Raw genomic sequence first — 19,604 nt, 5'->3', positions numbered from 1 at the left:
CGCGGGTACGACGCACTGGTGGCCAACACGTCGTTCCCGCGAAAGCGGGAACCCATACCGAGAACGATCAGTAGTGATACGGTTCGTTCCGAACGCCTCTCAATATGGATACCCGCCTTCGCGGGTACGACGCGCTGGTGGTGAAAGCGCATTCCCACATTCACGGTGACATAAAAAAATGGCCGGTGCATCACCGGCCATTTTTTCGGCTGCCTTGACGGCATCAGAACGCTTCACAGTTCTCGCCTTCGGCCGGCGCTCGTTGCGCCGCCTTGGGCGCCGCGATGGCCGCTGTCCGCACCACGTCGCCGGCTTCCTCCAGCGTAAACACGGCCACCACCTCGGCCAGCAACGCCGCTTCCTGCTGCATGGCCGACGCCGCTGCCGCTGCCTCCTCCACCAGCGCCGCGTTCTGCTGGGTGACGTTATCCATCTCGACCACGGCCTCGTTCACCTGCCCGATCCCATGGCTTTGCTCATTGCTGGCTGAAGCGATTTCGCCCATCAGATCGGCCACCCGCTTGACCGAAATGACGATCTCGCTCATCGTCGCGCCAGCCGCATCGACCTGGCGGCTGCCCGCTTCGACCTTGCCGACCGAGTCGTTGATCAGCTCCTTGATTTCCTTTGCCGCCGCCGCCGAACGCTGGGCCAGGTTGCGCACTTCGGTCGCCACGACCGCGAAGCCGCGGCCCTGCTCGCCGGCACGCGCCGCTTCGACCGCAGCGTTGAGCGCCAGGATATTGGTCTGGAACGCGATGCCGTCGATGACGCTGATGATGTCCGCAATCCGGCGCGAGCTTTCCGATATCGAACCCATCGTCTCGACGACGTCGCCGACCACGGCGCCGCCCTTCTCCGCCTGCCCGCTGGCGGCCAGCACCAGCTGGTTGGCCTGGCGCGCGTTTTCCGCGTTCTGCCTGACGGTCGAGGTCAGCTCTTCCATCGTCGCCGCGGTCTCTTCCAGGCTCGACGCCTGCGATTCGGTTCGCGCCGACAGGTCCATATTGCCTGCGGCGATTTCGCTGGAGGCGTGGGCAATCGCGTTGGTGCTGCTGCGTACACTGGTCATCGTGCGGTTCAGCGACGACACGAAGCGGTTGAAGCCTTCGGCCAGCTTGCCGATCTCGTCGCGCGACTCGACCGTCATGCGGCGCGTCAGGTCACCATTGCCGTCGGCGATCTCATTGAGCATGTGCGCAGCGCGTGCCACTGGCGCGGTAATCGCGCGGCTCACCAGGAAGATGATGAACATGCCGATACCGCCGCCGATCAGGCCGGCAACGAGCGCAGCGATCGTCGCCGAGCGCGCCAGGCCGCCGAGGATTTCCGCCTCTGGCACTTCGGCGATCAGGTACAGGTTCAGTTCCGGGATGAACGAGGCGGCGACCAGGCGCGCGCCGTCCGCGCCGTCGATGTTCACGTGGGTGAATTCGGCGTTATTCAGCAGCTTCCTGCTCAGCTCAGGCGTAAAGCCCGGCAAATCTGTCAGCACATGCTTGCCGTCGGCGATCTTCAGGTCGCGATGGATGACGACCTTGCCATCCGGACGAACCATGTAGACGAAACCCGACTTGCCCACCTTGTAGTCACGGATCGCGTTGGCCATCTGCTCGACCGACAAGCCCATGCCGGCCACGCCCAGCCTGCCGGCGCCCGCTTCCACGCGAGCGTTAATGAACAGCATGGTCTTATTCAGGCTCACATCATGGTCAAGCGCCAGTTCGAACGGCTTGCCGCCGGACAGGAACGATCCCAGCCAGGCATCCTTGGCCGCGCCCTGGTCGATCGTGCGGTCGAAGCCGCGCTCGGTAACGAACTTGCCGTTGCTGGCCGATACGTAGAACACCAGGGTGGCATTGCTGGTCTTTTTCAACTGCCCGGCGTAGGCCTGCCAGGTGGCCATGCCATCGTCGGCCAGCCCGCCGTTTTCCCATGGATACAGCAAGGTATTTTGCGCCAGCCCCAGCGACAGCGACAATGGGACCGCGATCTGGCGCCGCACGTCATTGCGGATCTCGCCTATCACGGCCGGCAACTCTTGCCCGACCGCTCGTTCCTTCAGGCCGCTGGCGGTCAGCGTGACGCTCAGGTAAGCCGATATGACGACGAACAACAGCATGCAGCCTGCCATGCTGGCCATCAGTTTGGTTTTAATTGACGCATTGCGTAAGAGTTGCACTTGAGGTCCTTATCGTCTTAACAGTGTTTCAATAAATTTACCTACGGAAACTTATTGCCTTACGCCATGGTCCGATGTTCACTGCTATGCGTCAAGCATACTGTGGCGTTTTTCGCCCTGTACTTTGGTACAAGAGAAGGCCAATACCTGATCGAACTGCTAGGTTTGCTTACCTGTCAGCAATGTAGAATGATTTCCCTCATTAATCGAGGGGCAACTGGTATGGGGACTGTCGAGATGCGCTGGATCGCGGCGAGCGCTGGCCTCACGCTGCTGGCGGGGCTCGCCGTCGTCGCGGCCGTCTTCGCCGTGCCGATACCGCTGGCCCTGTCGGGCGTGATCGCCGCCGCCGCATCGGGCCTGATGATCCACAATGAGCGCCTGCGCCGGCGGGTCCATGCCCGCACCGCGCAACTCGAACGAAGCAACCAGCAGCTGCGCGACGAAATCGCCACCCGCAGCGCCGCCGAAAACGCGCTCGCCGCCAGCGAGCGGCGCCTGCATGACATCCTCTCCACCCTGCCGATGCCGGTCGTGGTCAAGGATGCCCAGTCGCGCATCGCGCTGATGAATCACGCGGCGGAAGAAAAATGGGGCGTGCGTTTCGAGCAGGCCGCCGGCGGCACCGGCGCCGCCTGGATGCCGGCGGCCTACATGCAGGCGGTGCTGGCCGATGAACAAGCGGTGCTCGCCGGCGGCAAAGTCGTAGTCAGGGAGTCGCAGATACCCGACGCCTCGGGCGCCCGGGTGATGGATGTCGAGTCATACAAGAAGCCGGTCTACGACGTCCACGGCAATCCCCTCAGCCTGATCTGCGTGTATGTCGACATCACCCAGCGCAAGCATGCGGAAGGAGCGCTGCAGCGCTCCTTCCTCCAGTTGCGCGAACTGACGGCGAAGCTGGAACTGCTCAAGGAAGACGACCACCGGCGCATCGCCCAGGGCATCCACGACGACCTGGGACAAAATTTGCTTGCGCTGAAAATCGACGTCGAGATGCTGCACGCGCGCGCCAGCCAGCGGCATCCGCGCCTGAAGCGGCGCGTCGGACATGTGCTCGATACGCTCGACGCCACCATCCGCTCGGTGCGCGCGATCATCAACGACCTGCATCCAAGCACGCTGCAGCTGGGGCTGCCGGTGGCGCTGGAATGGCTGGTCGGGCAATTCGAAAAACGCAGCGGCATCCGCTGCGCGCTGCATGTGGCGGGCGCTCACGTGCCGATGCAGGATCCGCGCCGCACCTCGGTCATCTTCAGGATCGTGCAGGAGGCGCTGGTGCATGTGCTCGGCAACGCCGGGGTGAGCCGGGTCGATGTCGCGCTGGTGGCAGGGCCGGAGCAGCTGGCGATCACGCTGGCCGATGACGGTGAAGGCATCGGCGGCGGCGATGCGGCGCAGCAGCGCCTGCGGGCGCTGCGCGAACGGGTCGATGTATTTGGCGGCGACGTCGGGATCGAATGCGCGGCGGCCGGCGGAACCCGGCTGTCGATCCTGATTCCGACCGAGACCGGGGCGACGGCGGCGTAAAAAAACGGCGGAAGCGCCTTCGCACATCCGCCGTCTCGCTGGCTAGCCGCTACCGCTTAGTGGTTGTGCAAGAAGCTCTTCAGCTTGTCGGAGCGCGATGGCTGGCGCAGCTTGCTCATGGCCTTCGCCTCGATCTGGCGGATACGCTCGCGCGTCACGTCGAACTGCTTGCCCACTTCTTCCAGCGTGTGGTCGTTCGACATCTCGACGCCGTAACGCATGCGCAGCACCTTCGCTTCGCGCGGGGTCAGCGAATCGAGCACTTCCTTGATCACGTTGCGCATCGACGCGTGCAGCGCTGCGTCGAGCGGGGCCAGCGTGGTGTTGTCTTCGATGAAGTCGCCCAGCTGCGAATCGCCGTCCTCGCCCATCGGCGTTTCCATCGAAATCGGCTCCTTGGCGATCTTCATGATCTCGCGGACTTTATTCTCCGGCATTTCCATCTTCAGGGCCAGGGTCGCGAGGTCAGGCTCGCTGCCGGTTTCCTGCATGATCTGGCGCGAGATGCGGTTCATCTTGTTGATCGTCTCGATCATGTGCACCGGCACGCGGATGGTGCGCGCCATGTCGGCGATCGAACGGGTGATGGCCTGGCGGATCCACCAGGTCGCATAGGTCGAGAACTTGTAGCCGCGGCGGTATTCGAACTTGTCGACCGCCTTCAGCAGGCCGATGTTGCCTTCCTGGATCAGGTCGAGGAACTGCAGGCCGCGGTTGATGTACTTCTTGGCGATCGAGATCACCAGGCGCAGGTTAGCGACCGTCATTTCACGCTTGGCGTGGCGCGCGCGCTTTTCGCCCGCTGCCATCTGCTTGTTAATCTTGCGCAGGTCGGCCAGCGGCAGCGCCACGCGCGCCTGCAGGTCGATCATGCGCTGCTGCAGTTCCTTGATGGCCGGGACATTGCGGCTCAGTACCGTGCTGTACGGATAAGCGCAATCGACTTCGCGGTCGACCCAGCCAAGGTCGGTTTCGTTGCCTGGGAAGACCTTGATGAAGTGCGCGCGCGGCATGCCGCAGCGGTCGACGCAGATGGCCAGCACGGCCTTCTCGATCGAGCGCACTTGTTCCATCTGGCCGCGCAGGGTGTCGCACAGCTTCTCGACGACCTTGGCGGTGAAGCGGATGCCGAGCAGCTCGTTGGAGATGACTTCCTGCGCCTTGACGTAGTTCTTGCTGCCGTAGCCGTCCTTCTCGAAGGCCTTGGCCATCTTGTCGAACTGGTCTTCGATCAGGCCGAACTTCTCCAGCGCGCCCTTCTTCAGCTGCGCCAGCTGCTCGGTCGAGAAGCCGGCCGCGCCGCCATTGGCGTCGCCGTCTTCTTCTTCGTGCTCTTCCTCGTCTTCTTCGTCATCCGACGACGCGGCCACGTGCGGCGCCGGCGCCGCAGGCGCGGACGACTCGTTCAGGTCGACGAAACCGTCGACCACTTCATCGACCTTGATCTCGTCGCGCGAAATCTTGTGCGACAGCGCGATGATTTCGGCGATCGTGGTCGGGCAGGCCGAAATCGCCTGGACCATGTCTTTCAGGCCGCCTTCGATACGCTTGGCGATCTCGATCTCGCCTTCGCGCGTCAGCAGCGCGACCGCGCCCATTTCGCGCATGTACATGCGCACCGGGTCGGTGGTACGGCCGAAATCGGAATCGACCGTCGACAGCGCGGTGGCGGCGGCGGCTTCGACTTCGTCGTCGCTGGTGGCGGTGGCGACCGTATCGGTCAGCAGCATCAGGTCGGCGTCGGGAGCGCGCTCGTAGACCGCGATGCCCATGTCGTTGAAGGTCGCGATGATGCCTTCGATCGCTTCCGGATCGATGATGTTCTCCGGCAGCTGGTCGTTGATCTCGGCGTAGGTCAGGAAGCCGCGGTCCTTGCCCATGTTGATCAGGTTCTTGATCTGGTTGCGGCGGCGCTCCAGGTCAGCCTCGGAGGTCTTGTCGTCGCCGCCCAGGATGTTCGACAGGCCGCTCTTGGCCTTGCGTTCCTTGGCCTTCGATACCGCCTTCAGTTCGGCGCGCTCGACCGCGTTCAGTGCCGCCACTTCGTCGTGCTCGGGCATGAACTCGCTCGGCTTGCGGCCGCGGCGGCCGGGTACCTTCACCGACGGCAGCAGGTAGCCGGAGGTGTCGATCGCCGCCAGCGTGGCCGCGTCGCTGACCACCGATGCGGTGGTGTGGCTGACCGCCGGTTCGTCGGTCTTCTTCACCGCCACCCGCACCTTGGATGCGCGCGCCGCTGTCGGCGCGGCCGCTTGCGCAGGCGCCTGCACCGCTTCCGGCGCTACCGCGTCGACCACCGGCTCGGCGGCGGCCAGGCGCGAGCGCTTGCGCACCACCACCGGCACCGCGCCCGCTTCCACTGGCGCCTCGGCGACGGCGTCGCCAGCGCTGACAGCCGCCAGGCGCGAGCCCTTTTTGACGACCGTAACCGGCTCCGCCGCTTCCGATTCGAGGAAGTAGGAGGTAGCGGTTTTCGGGACGGCCAGCTGCGCGGTGCTCTTGCGCGGAGCCTTGGCGGCGGTCAGGGTCAGTGTCTTGGCGGTGTTTTTCATCTAAAACTCTCCAGTCGAGGCGCGCTGCATGCCTGCGAAGTCAATAATCCACCTGGACCCGCATGGCGGATCCGATGGAACGTGAATTGGGACGGCCCTAGCTAAGGGCGATACGGCTGGAATGCAAGCACCAGCGATCGCATCGGCGACCGGATGGCAAGGCGTAAATCGATTGTGCGGTGATCAAAATGGCGCTGTACATTACAAAACGAAAAAAAGCCCGCTGGCAAAAACGGGCTTGAATCTACTTTTCAGGGAAAAATAGAGGAGACAGGTATCATTATGTCGCATAGCAACATATCACGATAATTGAATAATCAAATACCGGATATAAGCGCGGCGCATACCAATACGCTATCCTTTTCACCTTCCGGTGAATCCTGCGCAGTGTCAAGCCGTGCGCAAGGCAAGAGGCGGATGATACACGATTTCGCGTCGCCGCGCCCATGTTCGTAGAGGGAGTTAGCCGAACTGTCAACAGTGTTCCGTTCACAGGTTGGCAACTTGTTGCCAATTTGGCCCATCCCTTCCGAATGTGCGCGTGCTATCCTTCCGGTTCCAGCTCTTACAATGAAGTCAATGAATCCAACACCCCTTGCAGCCGAGCCTGTGGACGTTTCCGCACCTGGCGAAGTACCTGCACAAGCACCAGCCCAGGCGGCAGCGCCACAAAGCGCCCGTAGCCTGCTCAAGCAGCTCCAGCAACAATTTCCAGCGTTCCGTAACTGCCTGCCGCTGGCGATCGGCATCGACAAGCAGCTCCTCGCGCGCATGCCAGGCCTCGACCGCAAAACCATGCGCGCCGCGCTCGGCATTCACACCGGATCGCTGCGCTACCTGCGCGTGATGGAAAAAGCGACCCAGCGCTTCGACCTCGACGGCAATGCCGGCGACGAAGTAACGGATACCCACCGCGCCCACGCCAAGGAAGTGCTGCAGCAGCGCTTCAAGAAGGAAGCCGAACGCAAGAAAGCCGAGCGCGACGCTTCCCAGGCCGAAGAAGCCAACCGCCTGCGCCAGGAGAAGCTGCAGCAGCTCGCCTCCAAGTTTTCCCGCAACGGTTAACCGGCCCTGATGACGCCTGATCAGGAAGAACTGCTCCCGCCCTACGACGGCATCAAGATGACCGACGTGCGCATGGTCAAAACCGAACGCGACGCCGCCGAAGCACTGGCGGCGCTGCTCGCGTCGGACACGCTGGGCTTCGACACCGAATCGAAACCCACCTTCGCCAAGGGCGAGCTGTCGACCGGCCCGCACCTGGTGCAGCTGGCAACCGACGAGGCGGCCTACCTGTTCCAGATCGGCGCCTCGCCGTCGGTCGAGGTGCTGCGCGCGGTGCTCGAATCGCCGACCATCCTGAAGGTCGGCTTTGGCCTGACCGACGACGTGCGCCGCCTGCGCAGCAAGCTTGGCATCGATACCGCCAATGTGCTCGACCTGTCGACGGCGCTGCGCCGCGGCGAGCGCAACACGCTCGGCGCCAAGACGGCGGTCGCGCGCTTTTTCGGCCAGCGCCTGCAGAAGTCGAAGAAAATCACCACCACCAACTGGTCGCTGCCGCGCCTGACCGAGAGGCAGATCCTGTACGCCGCCGACGACGCCCATGTCGCATTGCGCGTGTACCGGCGCTGGCGCCAGGACAACTAGCCATGCGCCGCCTGGGCCACCTGCTGTTGTTGGCATGCGCCGCCGGGCCGGTGGCGGCCGAGCGGCCAGCCACCCTGCCCGACACCATCGAACAGCGCGTGCTGGCCTGCGCCAGCTGCCACGCGCGCGCTGACCGCAACGACGCCTTCTTCCCGCGCATCTCGGGCAAGCCGGCCGGCTACCTGTACAACCAGCTGGTCAACTTCAAGACCGGCGCGCGCCAGTTCCCGATGATGACCTACATGGTCAGCCACCTCCCCGACGACTACCTGCGCGAAATCGCCCAGCACTTCTCGCAGCAGCACCTGGCGCCGGTCGCCACCGTGCAGCCGGCGCTGCCCGCGGCAGTGCTGGAACGTGGCCGCGTGCTGGCCATGCAGGGCGACCGCGCCACCGGCGTGCCGGCCTGTATCGCCTGCCATGGCAAGGCGCTGACCGGCGTGGCGCCGTCGATCCCGGGACTGGTCGGCCTGCCGCGCGACTACGTCAACGCGCAGTTCGGCGCGTGGAAAAACAAGGTCCGCCGCGCGACAGCGCCCGACTGCATGGCCGACATCGCCAACCGCCTGAGCCTGGACGACGTGTCGGCGGTATCAAGCTGGCTGGCGGCGCAGCCGGTATCGGCCGCGGCGCGGCCCGACACCAGCGTCGCGCGGCCCCTGCCAATCGCCTGCGGCAGCGCGCCATGAAAAAATTCGTCCTGATCGCGGCTGCCCTTGGCATCGCCGCCGCCGCGGCCATCGCGCTCGCCTGGCCTCGCGACCAGTTCATTCCTGCCAGCTCGCCCGCGGCGTGGGCGGCGACGCCGGCCAACATCGCCCGCGGCGCCTACCTGGCGCGGGCCGGCGACTGCATGGCCTGCCACACGGCGCGCGGCGGCGTCGAATACGCGGGCGGACGCGCCATCGAGACGCCGTTCGGGCGCATGGTCGCCCCCAACATCACGCCCGACAGCGCCACCGGCATCGGCGCCTGGAGCGCCGACGACTTCTGGAACGCGCTCCACAACGGCAAGTCGCGCGATGGCCGCCTGCTCTACCCGGCCTTCCCGTACACGAACTACACCCAGGTCACGCGCGCCGATTCGGACGCGCTGTATGCGTTCATGCGGTCGGTCCCGGCGCACCAGCGCGCCAGCGAGCCGCACCAGCTGCGCTTCCCGTACAACCAGCAGCTGGCACTGGCCGGCTGGCGCCTGCTGTACTTCAAGCCGGCGGTGTTCGAACCGCAGCCGTCGCGCAGCGCCGAATGGAACCGCGGCGCCTACCTGGTCGAGGGCCTCGGCCACTGCGCGGCGTGCCATAGCAGCCGCAATACCCTCGGTGCGCCAAGCGGCGCGCTGGCCGGCGGCCTGATTCCCGTGATCGGCTGGTACGCGCCGTCGCTGACCTCGGACGCCGAAGCCGGCTTGGGCAAGTGGCAGGTGGCCGAGATCGTGCAGCTGCTGCAAACCGGGGTGTCGCCGCGCGCCACCGTGGTCGGGCCGATGGCCGAGGTAGTGCAGCAAAGCCTGCAGCACCTGAGCGAACCGGATCTGGGCGCGATGGCCGTGTATTTGAAATCGCTGCCGCACACGCCGGTGGACAAGCCTGCGATCGTCGTCGGAGCCGAGCATGAGCAGGTTATCGCGCAGGGAAAGCGGCTGTACGAAACGCATTGCATCGACTGCCATGGCGCCGACGGCAAGGGCTTGCCGCCGCATTATCCTCCGCTGGCGGGCAACCGCGCCGTGACCATGGACTCGCCGGTGAACGCCATCCGCAGCGTGATGAACGGGGGTTTTGCGCCAGGGACGGCGGGCAATCCGCGGCCTTACGGCATGCCGCCGTTCAGCCATGTGCTCAATGACCAGGAAGCGGCTTCGCTGGTGACTTACCTGCGCAGCAGCTGGGGCAACCAGGCCGCGCCAGTATCAAGCCGCGAGGTCAATCGCTACCGCGCCGTGCCGCTGGATTGATACGGCGGATGCGCTGTCGCTTATCCGCCCTGCGATCACGTTACCTGTAGGGCGGATAAGCAAAGCGCATCCGCCGAATTGGTCACGCGACGTTGACCATCGCCGCGTAACACGCATCCGCAAACCCGATCCGGTCAGTGGTGGCATTGCGCGCATCTTCCACGCTGATCATCTTCTCGCGCAGCAGGTACACCAGCGCCGAATTCATCGAGTGGCAGCCGGCGTTGAACTTGCCGGTGCCGCCATCCATCAAGGTGCGCACGTCGGCAAAGCGCGCCGACTCCACCATCCGCACCACTTCCGGATTCGAGGTCAGGCATTCGGTGGCCAGGTGATAGCGGTCGCCGTCGAGCGACGGCAGCAGCGCCTGGCACAGCACGCCGCGCAGCGCGTTGGCCAGCGCCTGCGACTGCGCTTCCGAATTGCCCAGCAGGCGGTTCATCTTCTGCAGCCCCAGTTCGGTCGAGCGCGCGTGCAGCGAGGCCAGCACCAGCGGGCCCGATTCGGCCAGCGCCAGCGCTTCCTGCGCGGTTTGCGAATCGCGGATCTCGCCGATCACGATCACGTCCGGGCGCTCGCGCAGCGCGTCGAGCGCGCCGAGGTAGTAGCTTTCAACGTCGCCGTCCTGCCCTACTTCGCGCTGCGTGATGATGCATTTGCGCTGAGGGATCAGGGTCTCGACCGGATCTTCGATGGTGATGATATGGCCCGAGCGGGTCTTGTTGATTTCGTCGACCATCGAGGCGATCGTGGTCGATTTGCCCTGGCAGGTGTCGCCGATGATCAAGACCAGGCCCGAGGTCAGGTGGGCGAAGTCCTGCTCCGCCGTGCGCAAGCCCAGGCTGGCCAGCGCCAGCGGCTCTTTCGGGAAGCGCCGGATCACGCAGCCAAGGCGCTTCTTGCCCTGGAAGGTGAAGCAGTTGGCGCGGATGCGCGCGGTATGCAGGTCGATCGAGCGGTCGAACGCGCGGTCCTTGATGCGCGCTTCCCAGTCCGGCTCGATCACCTCGAAGAACTCTTCCAGCTCTTCCTTGGTGATCGGCGAGTCGGTGACCGCGACCAGGCCCTTGGGCTGGCGCAGCAGCAGCGGGCTGTTCTGGTGAATGATGATGTCGGAGAACACCAGGCGCGAATTGAGCAGGTGCAGGATCTGTTCGACCAGGGTGCCGAAGACCGGATGGTCTTCATTTTCCACATACGACAAGGTGCGGATCTGCGACGACTCGTGGTTTTCCATGGGGCTCTCGGGAATGCGTTGAAACGGATGTCGGTAATTATAAGACTAGTACCATGGAGAAATTGCATAACCGAAATTTAAATTTATATATCCCAAGCTGAAACAGACGCAAAACAACTTGGCAAGCACGGCAGGAAGGCGCAGCATTGGGTAAATACTGGGGAGGAAAGCATCGTGAAAACGTCCTTGTTCACCGCACTTGCCCTGGCCGCTGCGCCAGCCTGGGTAGCCGCTTCGCAACCTGCCGAATGGACGTTCGAGCAGCGCTGCGAACGCGAGATGACGCCGCGCTTCGACGTCGCCTTGAGCGACCTCGGTCACCAGGTCGACAACACCGTGTCCAGCCGCGTGCTCGGCAATAAAAGCGTGCACAACACGTCCAGCGATTTCATGCTGGGGATGACGGCGCTGGAAACCCATGCCAGCGTGCTGCTCGACGGCCCGGCGATCGTCGACCGGGCCACTGGCCGCGAATGCGTGTCGCCGCGCATCTCGGTCGAGCTGGTCGTGCCGCGCATGTCGGTCTACATCGCGCGCGAATTCTCGCCAGCCTCGTGCAGCTACCGCCAGATCCTCGAGCATGAGATGCGCCATGTGCAGCTGTACCGCGAGCAGTTCCCGCATGTGAAGGCGCGGGTGCGTGCCGGGCTGGCCGAACGGTTCGGCGACCGTCCGCTGTACGCCCGCCACGGCGCCGGGCTGGCAGCGCTGCAGGCCGAGGTCGACCTGTGGCTGCGCCCCTTCATCCGGCGCGAGATCGCCGGCATGGAAGTGGCGCAGGCGGCCATGGACACCGAAGAAGAATCGTTCCGGCTATACGGCGCCTGCCAGGGCGAACTGGCCAGCAACCTGACCGGGCGCTACTAGCGGAAGCGGCTCTTGTGGCCGGTTTTCAGGTCGAGCGAGAACTGCACGCCCTCTTCATTGACGATGATCTCGTCGGGCGGCGCGTCGCCCGCCAGCGCGCCGCTGGTGACCGGCAGCCCCTCCCCTTTGCGCACCAGGTCGTCGGCGCGCTCCCAGACGTTGCGGCAGCCCGTTTCGGCCAGCAGGGCCTGCACGATCGGCACCTTCCAGGCATCGACGCCGCCGGCCTGGAACTCGCAGATCAGGTAACCGTCCTTGCCGCCGTAGCCATCCACCAGCAAGCCCGGCAAGCCGTCGGCCTCGGCATTCACGCGCCGCACCACCGTGCCCGGTTTGGCCTTGGCCGCGGCCGCCGCGCTTTTCTCCAGCGCCAGCTTGACCCGGCGCTTGATCAGCGCATGGTCGATCGGCTGGGCCTCGTCCAGCGTCCACACGCGCGCCCGGATCTGCGAGCGCGAGTTGTAGGCCGCGCGCGCCAGGAAGGTGCGCGCCGACGACTGCACGATGGCGGTGGCGCCGGGCTTCATCTTTTCGCTGTTGCGCCCCTCGACCCGCTCGATGGCGGATGCATAGATCCAAGGTTCGCCGGCCAGGATGCTTTTTTCCTTGCCCTGTTTAATTGTGATGATCAGCATGATATTTCCAGAAAAGATGAAGGTGCGCACCGCGCCAGCGCCATTGCGGGGCGCCAGGGCGAGGGCCGACATGATACCGCGCCCGGCCGCACGGAGGCGGAATATCGCGCCGCCGCGCATCCTGGCAAGCCTTGGCTGCAGCCTGTCGCAAAGCCGTGGCATCCCAGCGGGCGCTGCCATACGATGCCTGAAAGTACCGTTTATTACCCTGACCACCAAGGAGACAGCATGAAAACCACCACCACAATCGCCCTGCGCCACCTGGTACTGGCGTTTGCCGCAATCACGCTGGCCGCGCCCGTCGCGATGGTGTCGGCCTCGCCGCTGGACTGGATTGTCGGCGACAAGGTGCGCGGCAACGGCGCGATCAAGAAGCAGTCGCGCGCGCTAGCCCACTTCACCGGCCTGTCGCTGAATGTGCCGGCCCAGCTCGAACTGCGGATCGGCAATACCGAGGGCATCAGCATCGAGACCGACGACAACCTGCTGCCGCTGATCGAGACCACGATCGACAATGGCACCCTGAAGATCCGTCCGCTCAAGAAGAACATGAACCTGAACGCCACGTCGATGAAAATCATTGTGCATGCGCGCGACGTGAACCGCATCGCGCTGGGCGGCTCGGGCACCATCCGCTCGGACGCGCTGCGCGGGGAGCGCATGCAGTTCGACCTGGGCGGGTCCGGCTCGATCGACATCAAGAGCATCGACGGCGACGCCGTGTCGGTGACGGTCGGCGGCAGCGGCAACTTCAAAACCGGCGGCGGCAGCGCTAACACCGTGTCGGTGTCGATTGGCGGATCGGGCGATGTCGATATGGGCCGCATGGCCGCGGGCGACGCCAGCGTCAGCGTGGCCGGCTCCGGCACCGCTGAAGTATGGGCGCGCGACAACCTCAGCGCAACCATCGCCGGTTCGGGCGACGTCAATTACCGCGGCGACCCGAAAATCAGCCGCTCGGTGGTGGGTTCTGGGGATGTGACGCGGGTGGCGGCGCGTTAAACGCCGTTAATGGTGGCGCGAGGGGCCGGCGCCCGGACCGGCAAAGGTCAGCGGCTTGACCGGCACCTTGAGCGTGATGCGCTCGCGCTTGTTGTCTTTCCCCTCGACGATGATGGTCAGCGGCACCACTTCGCCCGCCTTGAGCTGGCGCTTCAGGCCGATCAGCATGATGTGGTAGCCGCCCGAGGCCAGGTTGACGCCCTTGCCGGCCGCCAGGTCGATGCTGTCGACCTGTTGCATTTTCATCGTCTGGCCACGCATGTCCATCTGGTGGAACTCCGAACGGCTGGCCGCCGGCGTGCTCACGCCCACCAGCCGGCCGTCGCCCGACGACTGCAGATGCATGAAGACGCCGGTGCTTTCCTGCTGCGGCACCGTGGCGCGGATCCACGGTGCGGTGACACTGACCTGGGCCAGCGCGTGGCTGGACAGGGCAAGGATGGCAGTGAGCGCGATCAGTTGTTTTTTCATGGCAATCTCGTCAGAGAGCAGGCAGTGGGCCAGATTATAGCCGCATCCCGGACAGCGGCGGTCAACGGCCGCCGCGCAAGGTGTCGCGCTCCACCAGCACGGTGTTGGCGCCATCGGTCAGGTAGATCTGGCTGTCCTGAATCGTACACTGGAGCTGCATGTTGCGGTTTGCCAGTTTTTCCAGCTGCTCGCTGGCCTCGGCCGGGATATTGATGACGGTCAGGTTGCGCGCCCGTTCCAGCTTGTTGGCGATCTGCTTGTACCAGATATGGCTGGTGGCGCTGTAGCTGTAGACGATCACCTGCTCGGAACGGCCGCAGGCTTTCATGATGCGCTTTTCGTCCGGCTGGCCGACCTCGATCCACAACTGGATCGCGCCGGTCAGGTCTTTTTGCCACAGGTCGGGCTCGTCGGTATCGAACAAGCCCTTGGTGAAGGTCAGCGCCTCGTTCGCGTGGATGGCGAACGCCAGCAGCCGGATCATCATCCGCTCGTCGGTCTCGGAAGGGTGGCGGGCCAGGGTCAGGCCGTGGTCCTGGTAATAATTCCGGTCCATGTCGGCGATCTGGACGTCCGCCTTGTAAATTGTCGCTTTGAGTGCCATTGATGCTTCTTGCCTAAGTTGTTAGAAGACGACAGTCTTGTCGCCGTTTTGCAGGACGCGGTGCTCGACGAACCATTTGACGGCCCGTGCCAGCACCACGCATTCGACGTCGCGCCCGATCGCGGCGAGCGTCTCGGCGCTCATCGCGTGATCGACCCGCTCGACATCCTGCTCGATGATCGGGCCTTCGTCCAGGTCGCCGGTGACGAAGTGGGCAGTGGCGCCGATCAGCTTGACCCCGCGCAGGTGGGCCTGGGCATACGGGCGCGCTCCCTTGAAGCTTGGCAGGAACGAGTGGTGGATATTGATCGCCTTGCCCTTGAGCGCCGTGCACAGGCCCGGCGACAGGATCTGCATGTAGCGCGCCAGCACCACCAGGTCGACCTGGTGGGTCGCGATCAGGTCGAGGATGCGCGCTTCCTGCGCCAGCTTGGCGGCGTCGCTGGCGCCGGTCGCCAGCGGCAGGTGGTGGAACGGAATGTTGTAGCTGGCGGCCAGCTGGTAAAAGTCCATGTGGTTCGACACGATCGCCGGAATCTCGACCGGCAGCAGGCCGCTCTTGTAGCGGAACAGCAAGTCGTTCAGGCAATGGCCGATCTTCGACACCATCAGCATCACGCGCGGCTTGACCCGGGCGTCGTGCAGCTGGCCGGTCATCTGCATGGCGTCGCACAGGGCCGCGAAACTGGCGCGCAGCACGGTGTCGGTGACCCCCGCGTCTTCCAGCGCGAAATGCACGCGCATGAAAAACAGCCGCGAGTCCGGGTCGCCGAACTGGGCCGAATCGATGATGTTGCAGCCATGTTCGGCCAGAAAGCCCGAGACACGGTGAACGATGCCGCGCTGGTCAAGGCAGGACAGGGTCAGGATGTATTCCGCTTGCATGGTAGCCATATGTCAAAGATGAGCCCGTGAACCACGTATTGTCGCACGTGCCGTTGCTCTCGTGCACGCGGCTTGATGGAAACCGTGCACTGCACCATCGGGTGGAACTTGGCGGCGCAATCAACGTCTATCGGATGCTCGTCCGAGCACGCTCGCCGCCCGCACGGCGGCACCCTTCACCGCCTTCTGCCGAGGAAACCCTATGCAACCATTTGCCAACAACCCTGCGTTGCGATCCCATTTCGACACCCAGGTCAATTTTTTCACCGAATTGGCGCAGCGCAGCGTCGATTCGGCGCGCCAGTTAAGCGAGCTCAACCTCCGGCTGGCCCAGCAGCTGATGGAAGAGTCGATCAGCACCTCGCGCCAGCTGCTGGCGTGTTCCGACCCCCTCCAGGCCGGCAACGTGGCCTTGCGCGCGATGGAACCGCTGGCGCGCCACCTGCGCCAGTACCAGCAGCAACTGGTGGACCTGGTCAGCGGCGCCCAGGTCGCGCTGACCCATACCGCTGAAACCCACATCCCTGAAGCCGGGCGCAGCGCCGCCGCGCTCGCCGACGACATGGCGCGCCGCTCGCTCGACGCCGGCGCCGCCTTCGCCACCATGCAGCGGCCGTCCGGCGACGGCGGACTGTGGCGCGGCCCCAACGGCAGCCAGCAAAAACCCGGCTGAGCCATTTAATCCGACAGGAGTGCAACATGGACAAACCACACAACAAGCCGGCGCCGGCGCCGGATGCGCTTGAACTGCTCAAGGCCGACCACGACAAGGTCAAGAGCCTGTTCCGCGAATTCGACAACCTGCGCGGCAGCGACGACGCCGACCAGCGCAAGGGCGAACTGGTCGACGAAATCTGCTACGAGCTGACGGTGCACACGATGATCGAAGACGAGATCTTTTATCCGGTGCTGCGCTCGTTCATCGAAGACGACGACCTGATGGACGAGGCCGACGTCGAACACGCCGGCGCGCGCGAGCTGATCAGCCAGCTGGAAGTGATGTATCCGGGCGACGACCACTACGACGCCACCGTTACCGTGCTGGGCGAAGAAATCGCCCACCACATCGAGAAGGAAGAAACCGACATGTTCGACGCCGCGCGCCGCGCCGGAATCGACCTCGACGACCTGGGCGAGCAGCTGGCCGCGCGCAAGGACGAACTCGACGAGGACCTGTCGTCGCCGGCCACCTCGATCGACGCGATCGAACCGCGCGACATGGGGCGCCGCATGCAGCGCCCGCCGAACTAAGCCCGGAACTTACGACCAGCCCCTCCCTCTAACCCACGAGCGCGGCAATTCAGGCGCGCGATGCACGGAGAGCGGCCGGCAGGCGTTCCGGCCGCATCCAGTTCCCGTACAGAGATGCACCACAAGGAGATCGACATGGCGACAACGAAGGAAGGCGGTAAAAGCGCCGGCTCGCAGCAAAAGGCCGGCGGCGGCAGCGGACAGGGACCGGCAAAACGCGGTTTCGCCGCAATGGATGAAAACCAGCAGCGCGAGATCGCCAGCAAGGGCGGCCAGGCTGCGCACCAAAAAGGAACGGCGCACGAATTCGATTCGGAAGAAGCACGCCGCGCGGGGCAAAAAGGCGGCGAGGTGGTCAGCCGCAACCGCGAACACATGGCCGACATCGGCCGCAAGGGCGGAGAAAGCCGGCAGTCGGCCAGCCGTGCGGCACAGGCCGAGCGCGGGACGGCAAGGGGCGCGGACACCGCGGGCAGCACTGCCGACAACAAGGGCAACCGACAGGGAAGCAAGGAGAAATAATACGCTTGCCACCAACCGCGCCACGCTGCCATCGAATCGATAATAACGCTCTTGTGTTGCACCGGGCGGGATGCACTCCCCGCCCGGTTTTTTTTGGCCAGGTAGCGGCTACGTGCAAACAGCGCAATGGCCGACATGACGCCGTGCGCGGGAAGGATGGCTTTTTCCGGGCCCTGGCCGTGTCCGGCAATGGCGGCCAACTCCCGCGTTACAGTTTCTCGATCTGGCGGTCGATTGCCTTCTGCGCCCGTTCGTTGCGTTCGCTGTAACGTTCGGTGAGATAGGCGGTCCGCCCACGCATCAGCAATGTTATCTTGAACAACTCCTCCATCACGTCGACGACACGGTCGTAATAGGCCGACGGACGCATGCGCCCTTCGTCGTCGAACTCCTTGTATGCCATCGGGACCGACGACTGGTTCGGGATCGTGAACATGCGCATCCATCGTCCAAGCAGGCGCAGGGAATTGACCACGTTGAACGATTGCGAGCCGCCACAGACTTGCATCACCGCCAGCGTGCGGCCCTGGCTTGGACGAATCGATCCCATCTCCAGCGGGATCCAGTCGATCTGGTTCTTCAGCACCGCCGTCACCGCGCCGTGGCGCTCGGGACTGCACCATACCTGGCCTTCCGACCACAGGCACAGCTCGCGCAGTTCCACCACCTTCGGATGCGTGTCCGGCACGCTGCCAGCCATCGGCAAGGTCATCGGATCGAAGATCCTCACCTCGGCGCCGCAATGCTCGAGGATCCGCGCGGCCTCGAAGGTGAGGAAGCGGCTGAAGGAGCGCTCTCGCAGCGAGCCGTACAGCATCAGGATGCGCGGCGGATGGTCCATGTCGCCCACTTGCGCGAGCTGCGCCATCGTCGGCTGTTTCAGCAAGTCCGGCTTGATATTGGGAAGATTCGGTAGCTTGTCCATTCAGTATTCCTCTCAGCTCAGGCGCAGGGCAAGCGCGCACAGGGTCACGAACAGGATCGGCAGCGTGAGCACGATGCCGACGCGGAAATAATATCCCCACGAAATCTTGATGTCCTTCGCCGCCAGCACGTGCAGCCACAGCAAGGTCGCCAGGCTGCCGATCGGGGTGATCTTCGGCCCCAGGTCCGCGCCGATCACGTTGGCATACACCATCGCTTCGCGCACCGCACCCTGGGTCGCGGTCGCATCGATCGCCAACGCGCCCACCAGCACCGTCGGCATGTTGTTCATCATGGACGACAGGATCGCCGTGATGAAGCCGGTGCCGAGCGCGGCGCCCCACACGCCATATTCGGCGCAGCGATCCAGCAGCGCGGTCAGGTAAGTGGTGAGGCCGGCATTGCGCAAGCCGTAGACCACCAGGTACATCCCGAGCGAAAACACCACCACCTGCCATGGCGCGCCGCGCAATACTTCGCGCGTCGAGATGCGGTGCCCGCGCGCGGCGACGGCCAGCAACAGGACCGCACCGGCGGCGGCCACGGCACTGATCGGCACGCCGAGGTCGTCCAGCCAGAAGAAGCCGGCCAGCAGCATGCCCAGCACCCACCAGCCGGTGACGAAGGTCGCGCGGTCATGGATCGCTTCTTGCGGGCGCTTCAGCTGGGTCAGATCGTAGTTTTCCGGAATGTCCTTGCGGAAGAACCAGACCAGCGCGGCGAGCGTGGCGGCCACGGACACCAGGTTGACCGGCACCATCACGGCGGCATAGCGCGCGAACGTGATGCCGAAGTAGTCGGCCGACACGATATTGACCAGGTTCGAGACCACCAGCGGCAGGCTGGCGGTGTCGGCGATGAAGCCGGCAGCCATCACGAACGCCAGCGTTGCGCGTGCGGAGAAACGCAGCGCCACCAGCATGGCGATGACGATCGGCGTCAGGATCAGCGCCGCGCCGTCATTGGCAAACAGCGCGGCGACGGCAGCGCCCAGCAGAACCAGCAGGATGAACAGGCGGCGGCCGTTGCCCCTGCCCCAGCGCGCCACATGCAATGCGGCCCATTCGAAAAAGCCTGCCTTGTCGAGCAATAAGCTGATGATGATCACGGCGACGAAGGCGCCCGTGGCGTTCCAGACGATGTTCCAGACAACCGGAATGTCGCTGACCTCGATGACGCCGGCGAGCAGGGCCACCACGGCGCCGGCCGAGGCGCTCCAGCCGATCCCGAGGCCGCGCGGCTGCCAGATGACGAAGATCAGGGTGGTAAAGAAAATGAGAAAAGCGGTCAGCACAGGGATCCTTCGATGAGCAAGCGGTCACCAGCAAGCTGGCC

The 19,604-nt window shown here is 64.5% G+C and carries 20 protein-coding genes; 10 read left to right on the top strand and 10 right to left on the bottom strand.

Annotated elements, in window-relative coordinates; all coding sequences use genetic code 11:
• Together I4X03_RS07440 and I4X03_RS07435 are read right to left on the bottom strand one after the other, a co-directional pair.
• Positions 1-224: hypothetical protein (locus I4X03_RS07440; protein WP_223467568.1), on the bottom strand; the 224-nt coding region annotated here is incomplete at its 3' end.
• Positions 224-2,182 (bottom strand): methyl-accepting chemotaxis protein, encoded by a 1,959-nt coding sequence (locus I4X03_RS07435; protein ID WP_370660491.1) that lies wholly within the window; start codon positions 2,180-2,182, stop codon positions 224-226. The genes I4X03_RS07435 and I4X03_RS07440, both read right to left, overlap by 1 nt.
• Positions 2,183-2,404: 222 nt before the next feature.
• On the opposite strand from I4X03_RS07435, the gene I4X03_RS07430 reads away from it, so the two are divergent.
• Positions 2,405-3,712, top strand: a complete 1,308-nt coding sequence (locus I4X03_RS07430) for a PAS domain-containing sensor histidine kinase (protein WP_223467567.1) — start codon at positions 2,405-2,407, stop codon at positions 3,710-3,712.
• 56 nt (positions 3,713-3,768) lie between these two features.
• Here I4X03_RS07430 and rpoD read toward each other — a convergent pair whose 3' ends face one another.
• On the bottom strand, positions 3,769-6,264 hold the full coding sequence (gene rpoD / locus I4X03_RS07425; protein ID WP_223467566.1) for an RNA polymerase sigma factor RpoD: 2,496 nt from the start codon (positions 6,262-6,264) through the stop codon (positions 3,769-3,771).
• Between the two features lie 579 nt (positions 6,265-6,843).
• On the opposite strand from rpoD, the gene I4X03_RS07420 reads away from it, so the two are divergent.
• Genes I4X03_RS07420 through I4X03_RS07405 form a run of 4 tightly spaced genes read left to right on the top strand, consistent with a single transcriptional unit; the run spans position 6,844 to position 9,871 of the window.
• The gene (locus tag I4X03_RS07420; RefSeq protein ID WP_223467565.1) at positions 6,844-7,329 is read left to right on the top strand and encodes a ProQ/FINO family protein; all 486 of its coding nucleotides are present in this window, start codon (positions 6,844-6,846) and stop codon (positions 7,327-7,329) included.
• Positions 7,330-7,338: 9 nt separating this feature from the next.
• A complete protein-coding gene (locus I4X03_RS07415; protein WP_223467564.1) occupies positions 7,339-7,914 on the top strand; it encodes a 3'-5' exonuclease in 576 nt (191 codons plus the stop codon).
• Between the two features lie 2 nt (positions 7,915-7,916).
• Positions 7,917-8,603, top strand: a complete 687-nt coding sequence (locus I4X03_RS07410) for a c-type cytochrome (RefSeq protein ID WP_223467563.1) — start codon at positions 7,917-7,919, stop codon at positions 8,601-8,603.
• Complete coding sequence (locus I4X03_RS07405) at positions 8,600-9,871, top strand: c-type cytochrome (protein WP_223467562.1); 1,272 nt, start codon at positions 8,600-8,602, stop codon at positions 9,869-9,871. Before I4X03_RS07410 ends, I4X03_RS07405 begins: the two co-directional genes overlap by 4 nt.
• Before the next feature lie 82 nt (positions 9,872-9,953).
• Here I4X03_RS07405 and I4X03_RS07400 read toward each other — a convergent pair whose 3' ends face one another.
• Positions 9,954-11,108, bottom strand: coding sequence for a type IV pilus twitching motility protein PilT (locus tag I4X03_RS07400; RefSeq protein ID WP_223467561.1), 1,155 nt, complete (start codon positions 11,106-11,108; stop codon positions 9,954-9,956).
• A 174-nt stretch (positions 11,109-11,282) separates the two neighbouring features.
• Here I4X03_RS07400 and I4X03_RS07395 point away from each other — a divergent pair, with 174 nt between their 5' ends.
• A complete protein-coding gene (locus tag I4X03_RS07395) occupies positions 11,283-11,975 on the top strand; it encodes a hypothetical protein (protein ID WP_223467560.1) in 693 nt (230 codons plus the stop codon).
• On the opposite strand, the gene I4X03_RS07390 is transcribed toward I4X03_RS07395, so the two are convergent.
• Positions 11,972-12,610: a class I SAM-dependent rRNA methyltransferase gene (locus tag I4X03_RS07390; RefSeq protein WP_223467559.1), complete on the bottom strand. Its 639-nt coding sequence runs from the start codon at positions 12,608-12,610 to the stop codon at positions 11,972-11,974. The two genes, I4X03_RS07395 and I4X03_RS07390, sit on opposite strands and share 4 nt — an antisense overlap.
• 228 nt (positions 12,611-12,838) lie before the next feature.
• Between I4X03_RS07390 and I4X03_RS07385 the strand changes: the two genes are divergently transcribed.
• On the top strand, positions 12,839-13,612 hold the full coding sequence (locus tag I4X03_RS07385) for a head GIN domain-containing protein (RefSeq protein WP_223467558.1): 774 nt from the start codon (positions 12,839-12,841) through the stop codon (positions 13,610-13,612).
• Positions 13,613-13,618: 6 nt separating this feature from the next.
• On the opposite strand, the gene I4X03_RS07380 is transcribed toward I4X03_RS07385, so the two are convergent.
• The 3 genes from I4X03_RS07380 to purU all read right to left on the bottom strand — a co-directional run bounded on the left by I4X03_RS07380 (position 13,619) and on the right by purU (position 15,572).
• Complete coding sequence (locus tag I4X03_RS07380; protein ID WP_223467557.1) at positions 13,619-14,083, bottom strand: copper chaperone PCu(A)C; 465 nt, start codon at positions 14,081-14,083, stop codon at positions 13,619-13,621.
• 61 nt (positions 14,084-14,144) lie between these two features.
• Positions 14,145-14,687 carry a YaeQ family protein gene (locus tag I4X03_RS07375; protein ID WP_223467556.1) on the bottom strand — a complete coding sequence of 181 codons (543 nt, stop codon included), beginning with the start codon at positions 14,685-14,687 and terminating at the stop codon, positions 14,145-14,147.
• Positions 14,688-14,708: 21 nt separating this feature from the next.
• Positions 14,709-15,572 (bottom strand): formyltetrahydrofolate deformylase, encoded by an 864-nt coding sequence (gene purU, locus I4X03_RS07370; protein ID WP_223467555.1) that lies wholly within the window; start codon positions 15,570-15,572, stop codon positions 14,709-14,711.
• A gap of 202 nt (positions 15,573-15,774) precedes the next feature.
• Between purU and I4X03_RS07365 the strand changes: the two genes are divergently transcribed.
• The 3 genes from I4X03_RS07365 (at position 15,775) to I4X03_RS07355 (ending at position 17,345) form a co-directional block, all read left to right on the top strand.
• On the top strand, positions 15,775-16,245 hold the full coding sequence (locus tag I4X03_RS07365; RefSeq protein ID WP_223467554.1) for a phasin family protein: 471 nt from the start codon (positions 15,775-15,777) through the stop codon (positions 16,243-16,245).
• Positions 16,246-16,271: 26 nt separating this feature from the next.
• A complete protein-coding gene (locus I4X03_RS07360; protein ID WP_223467553.1) occupies positions 16,272-16,823 on the top strand; it encodes a hemerythrin domain-containing protein in 552 nt (183 codons plus the stop codon).
• A gap of 135 nt (positions 16,824-16,958) precedes the next feature.
• Positions 16,959-17,345 (top strand): KGG domain-containing protein, encoded by a 387-nt coding sequence (locus I4X03_RS07355; protein ID WP_223467552.1) that lies wholly within the window; start codon positions 16,959-16,961, stop codon positions 17,343-17,345.
• Between the two features lie 208 nt (positions 17,346-17,553).
• Here I4X03_RS07355 and arsH read toward each other — a convergent pair whose 3' ends face one another.
• Both arsH and I4X03_RS07345 read right to left on the bottom strand, forming a co-directional pair.
• Positions 17,554-18,270, bottom strand: a complete 717-nt coding sequence (gene arsH, locus I4X03_RS07350) for an arsenical resistance protein ArsH (RefSeq protein ID WP_223467551.1) — start codon at positions 18,268-18,270, stop codon at positions 17,554-17,556.
• A gap of 12 nt (positions 18,271-18,282) precedes the next feature.
• Positions 18,283-19,563 (bottom strand): arsenic transporter, encoded by a 1,281-nt coding sequence (locus tag I4X03_RS07345; protein WP_223467550.1) that lies wholly within the window; start codon positions 19,561-19,563, stop codon positions 18,283-18,285.
• Positions 19,564-19,604: the final 41 nt, after the last annotated feature.

It is taken from the genome of Massilia soli, assembly GCF_016809835.1.
In the GTDB taxonomy this organism is placed as follows: Bacteria; Pseudomonadota; Gammaproteobacteria; order Burkholderiales; family Burkholderiaceae_D; genus Telluria_A; species Telluria_A soli.
This window is presented reverse-complemented; position numbering and strand designations above follow the sequence as displayed.

Excerpts from the sequence above, each read along its gene's own strand:
- I4X03_RS07385 (WP_223467558.1), top strand. The coding sequence starts at position 12,839 with ATGAAAACCACCACCACAATCGCCCTGCGCCACCTGGTACTGGCGTTT.
- I4X03_RS07400 (WP_223467561.1), bottom strand. The coding sequence starts at position 11,108 with ATGGAAAACCACGAGTCGTCGCAGATCCGCACCTTGTCGTATGTGGAA.
- I4X03_RS07355 (WP_223467552.1), top strand. The coding sequence starts at position 16,959 with ATGGCGACAACGAAGGAAGGCGGTAAAAGCGCCGGCTCGCAGCAAAAG.
- I4X03_RS07410 (WP_223467563.1), top strand. The coding sequence starts at position 7,917 with ATGCGCCGCCTGGGCCACCTGCTGTTGTTGGCATGCGCCGCCGGGCCG.
- I4X03_RS07380 (WP_223467557.1), bottom strand. The coding sequence starts at position 14,083 with ATGAAAAAACAACTGATCGCGCTCACTGCCATCCTTGCCCTGTCCAGC.
- I4X03_RS07365 (WP_223467554.1), top strand. The coding sequence starts at position 15,775 with ATGCAACCATTTGCCAACAACCCTGCGTTGCGATCCCATTTCGACACC.
- rpoD (WP_223467566.1), bottom strand. The coding sequence starts at position 6,264 with ATGAAAAACACCGCCAAGACACTGACCCTGACCGCCGCCAAGGCTCCG.
- arsH (WP_223467551.1), bottom strand. The coding sequence starts at position 18,270 with ATGGACAAGCTACCGAATCTTCCCAATATCAAGCCGGACTTGCTGAAA.
- purU (WP_223467555.1), bottom strand. The coding sequence starts at position 15,572 with ATGCAAGCGGAATACATCCTGACCCTGTCCTGCCTTGACCAGCGCGGC.
- I4X03_RS07360 (WP_223467553.1), top strand. The coding sequence starts at position 16,272 with ATGGACAAACCACACAACAAGCCGGCGCCGGCGCCGGATGCGCTTGAA.
- I4X03_RS07430 (WP_223467567.1), top strand. The coding sequence starts at position 2,405 with ATGGGGACTGTCGAGATGCGCTGGATCGCGGCGAGCGCTGGCCTCACG.
- I4X03_RS07420 (WP_223467565.1), top strand. The coding sequence starts at position 6,844 with ATGAATCCAACACCCCTTGCAGCCGAGCCTGTGGACGTTTCCGCACCT.
- I4X03_RS07390 (WP_223467559.1), bottom strand. The coding sequence starts at position 12,610 with ATGCTGATCATCACAATTAAACAGGGCAAGGAAAAAAGCATCCTGGCC.
- I4X03_RS07415 (WP_223467564.1), top strand. The coding sequence starts at position 7,339 with ATGACGCCTGATCAGGAAGAACTGCTCCCGCCCTACGACGGCATCAAG.
- I4X03_RS07405 (WP_223467562.1), top strand. The coding sequence starts at position 8,600 with ATGAAAAAATTCGTCCTGATCGCGGCTGCCCTTGGCATCGCCGCCGCC.
- I4X03_RS07375 (WP_223467556.1), bottom strand. The coding sequence starts at position 14,687 with ATGGCACTCAAAGCGACAATTTACAAGGCGGACGTCCAGATCGCCGAC.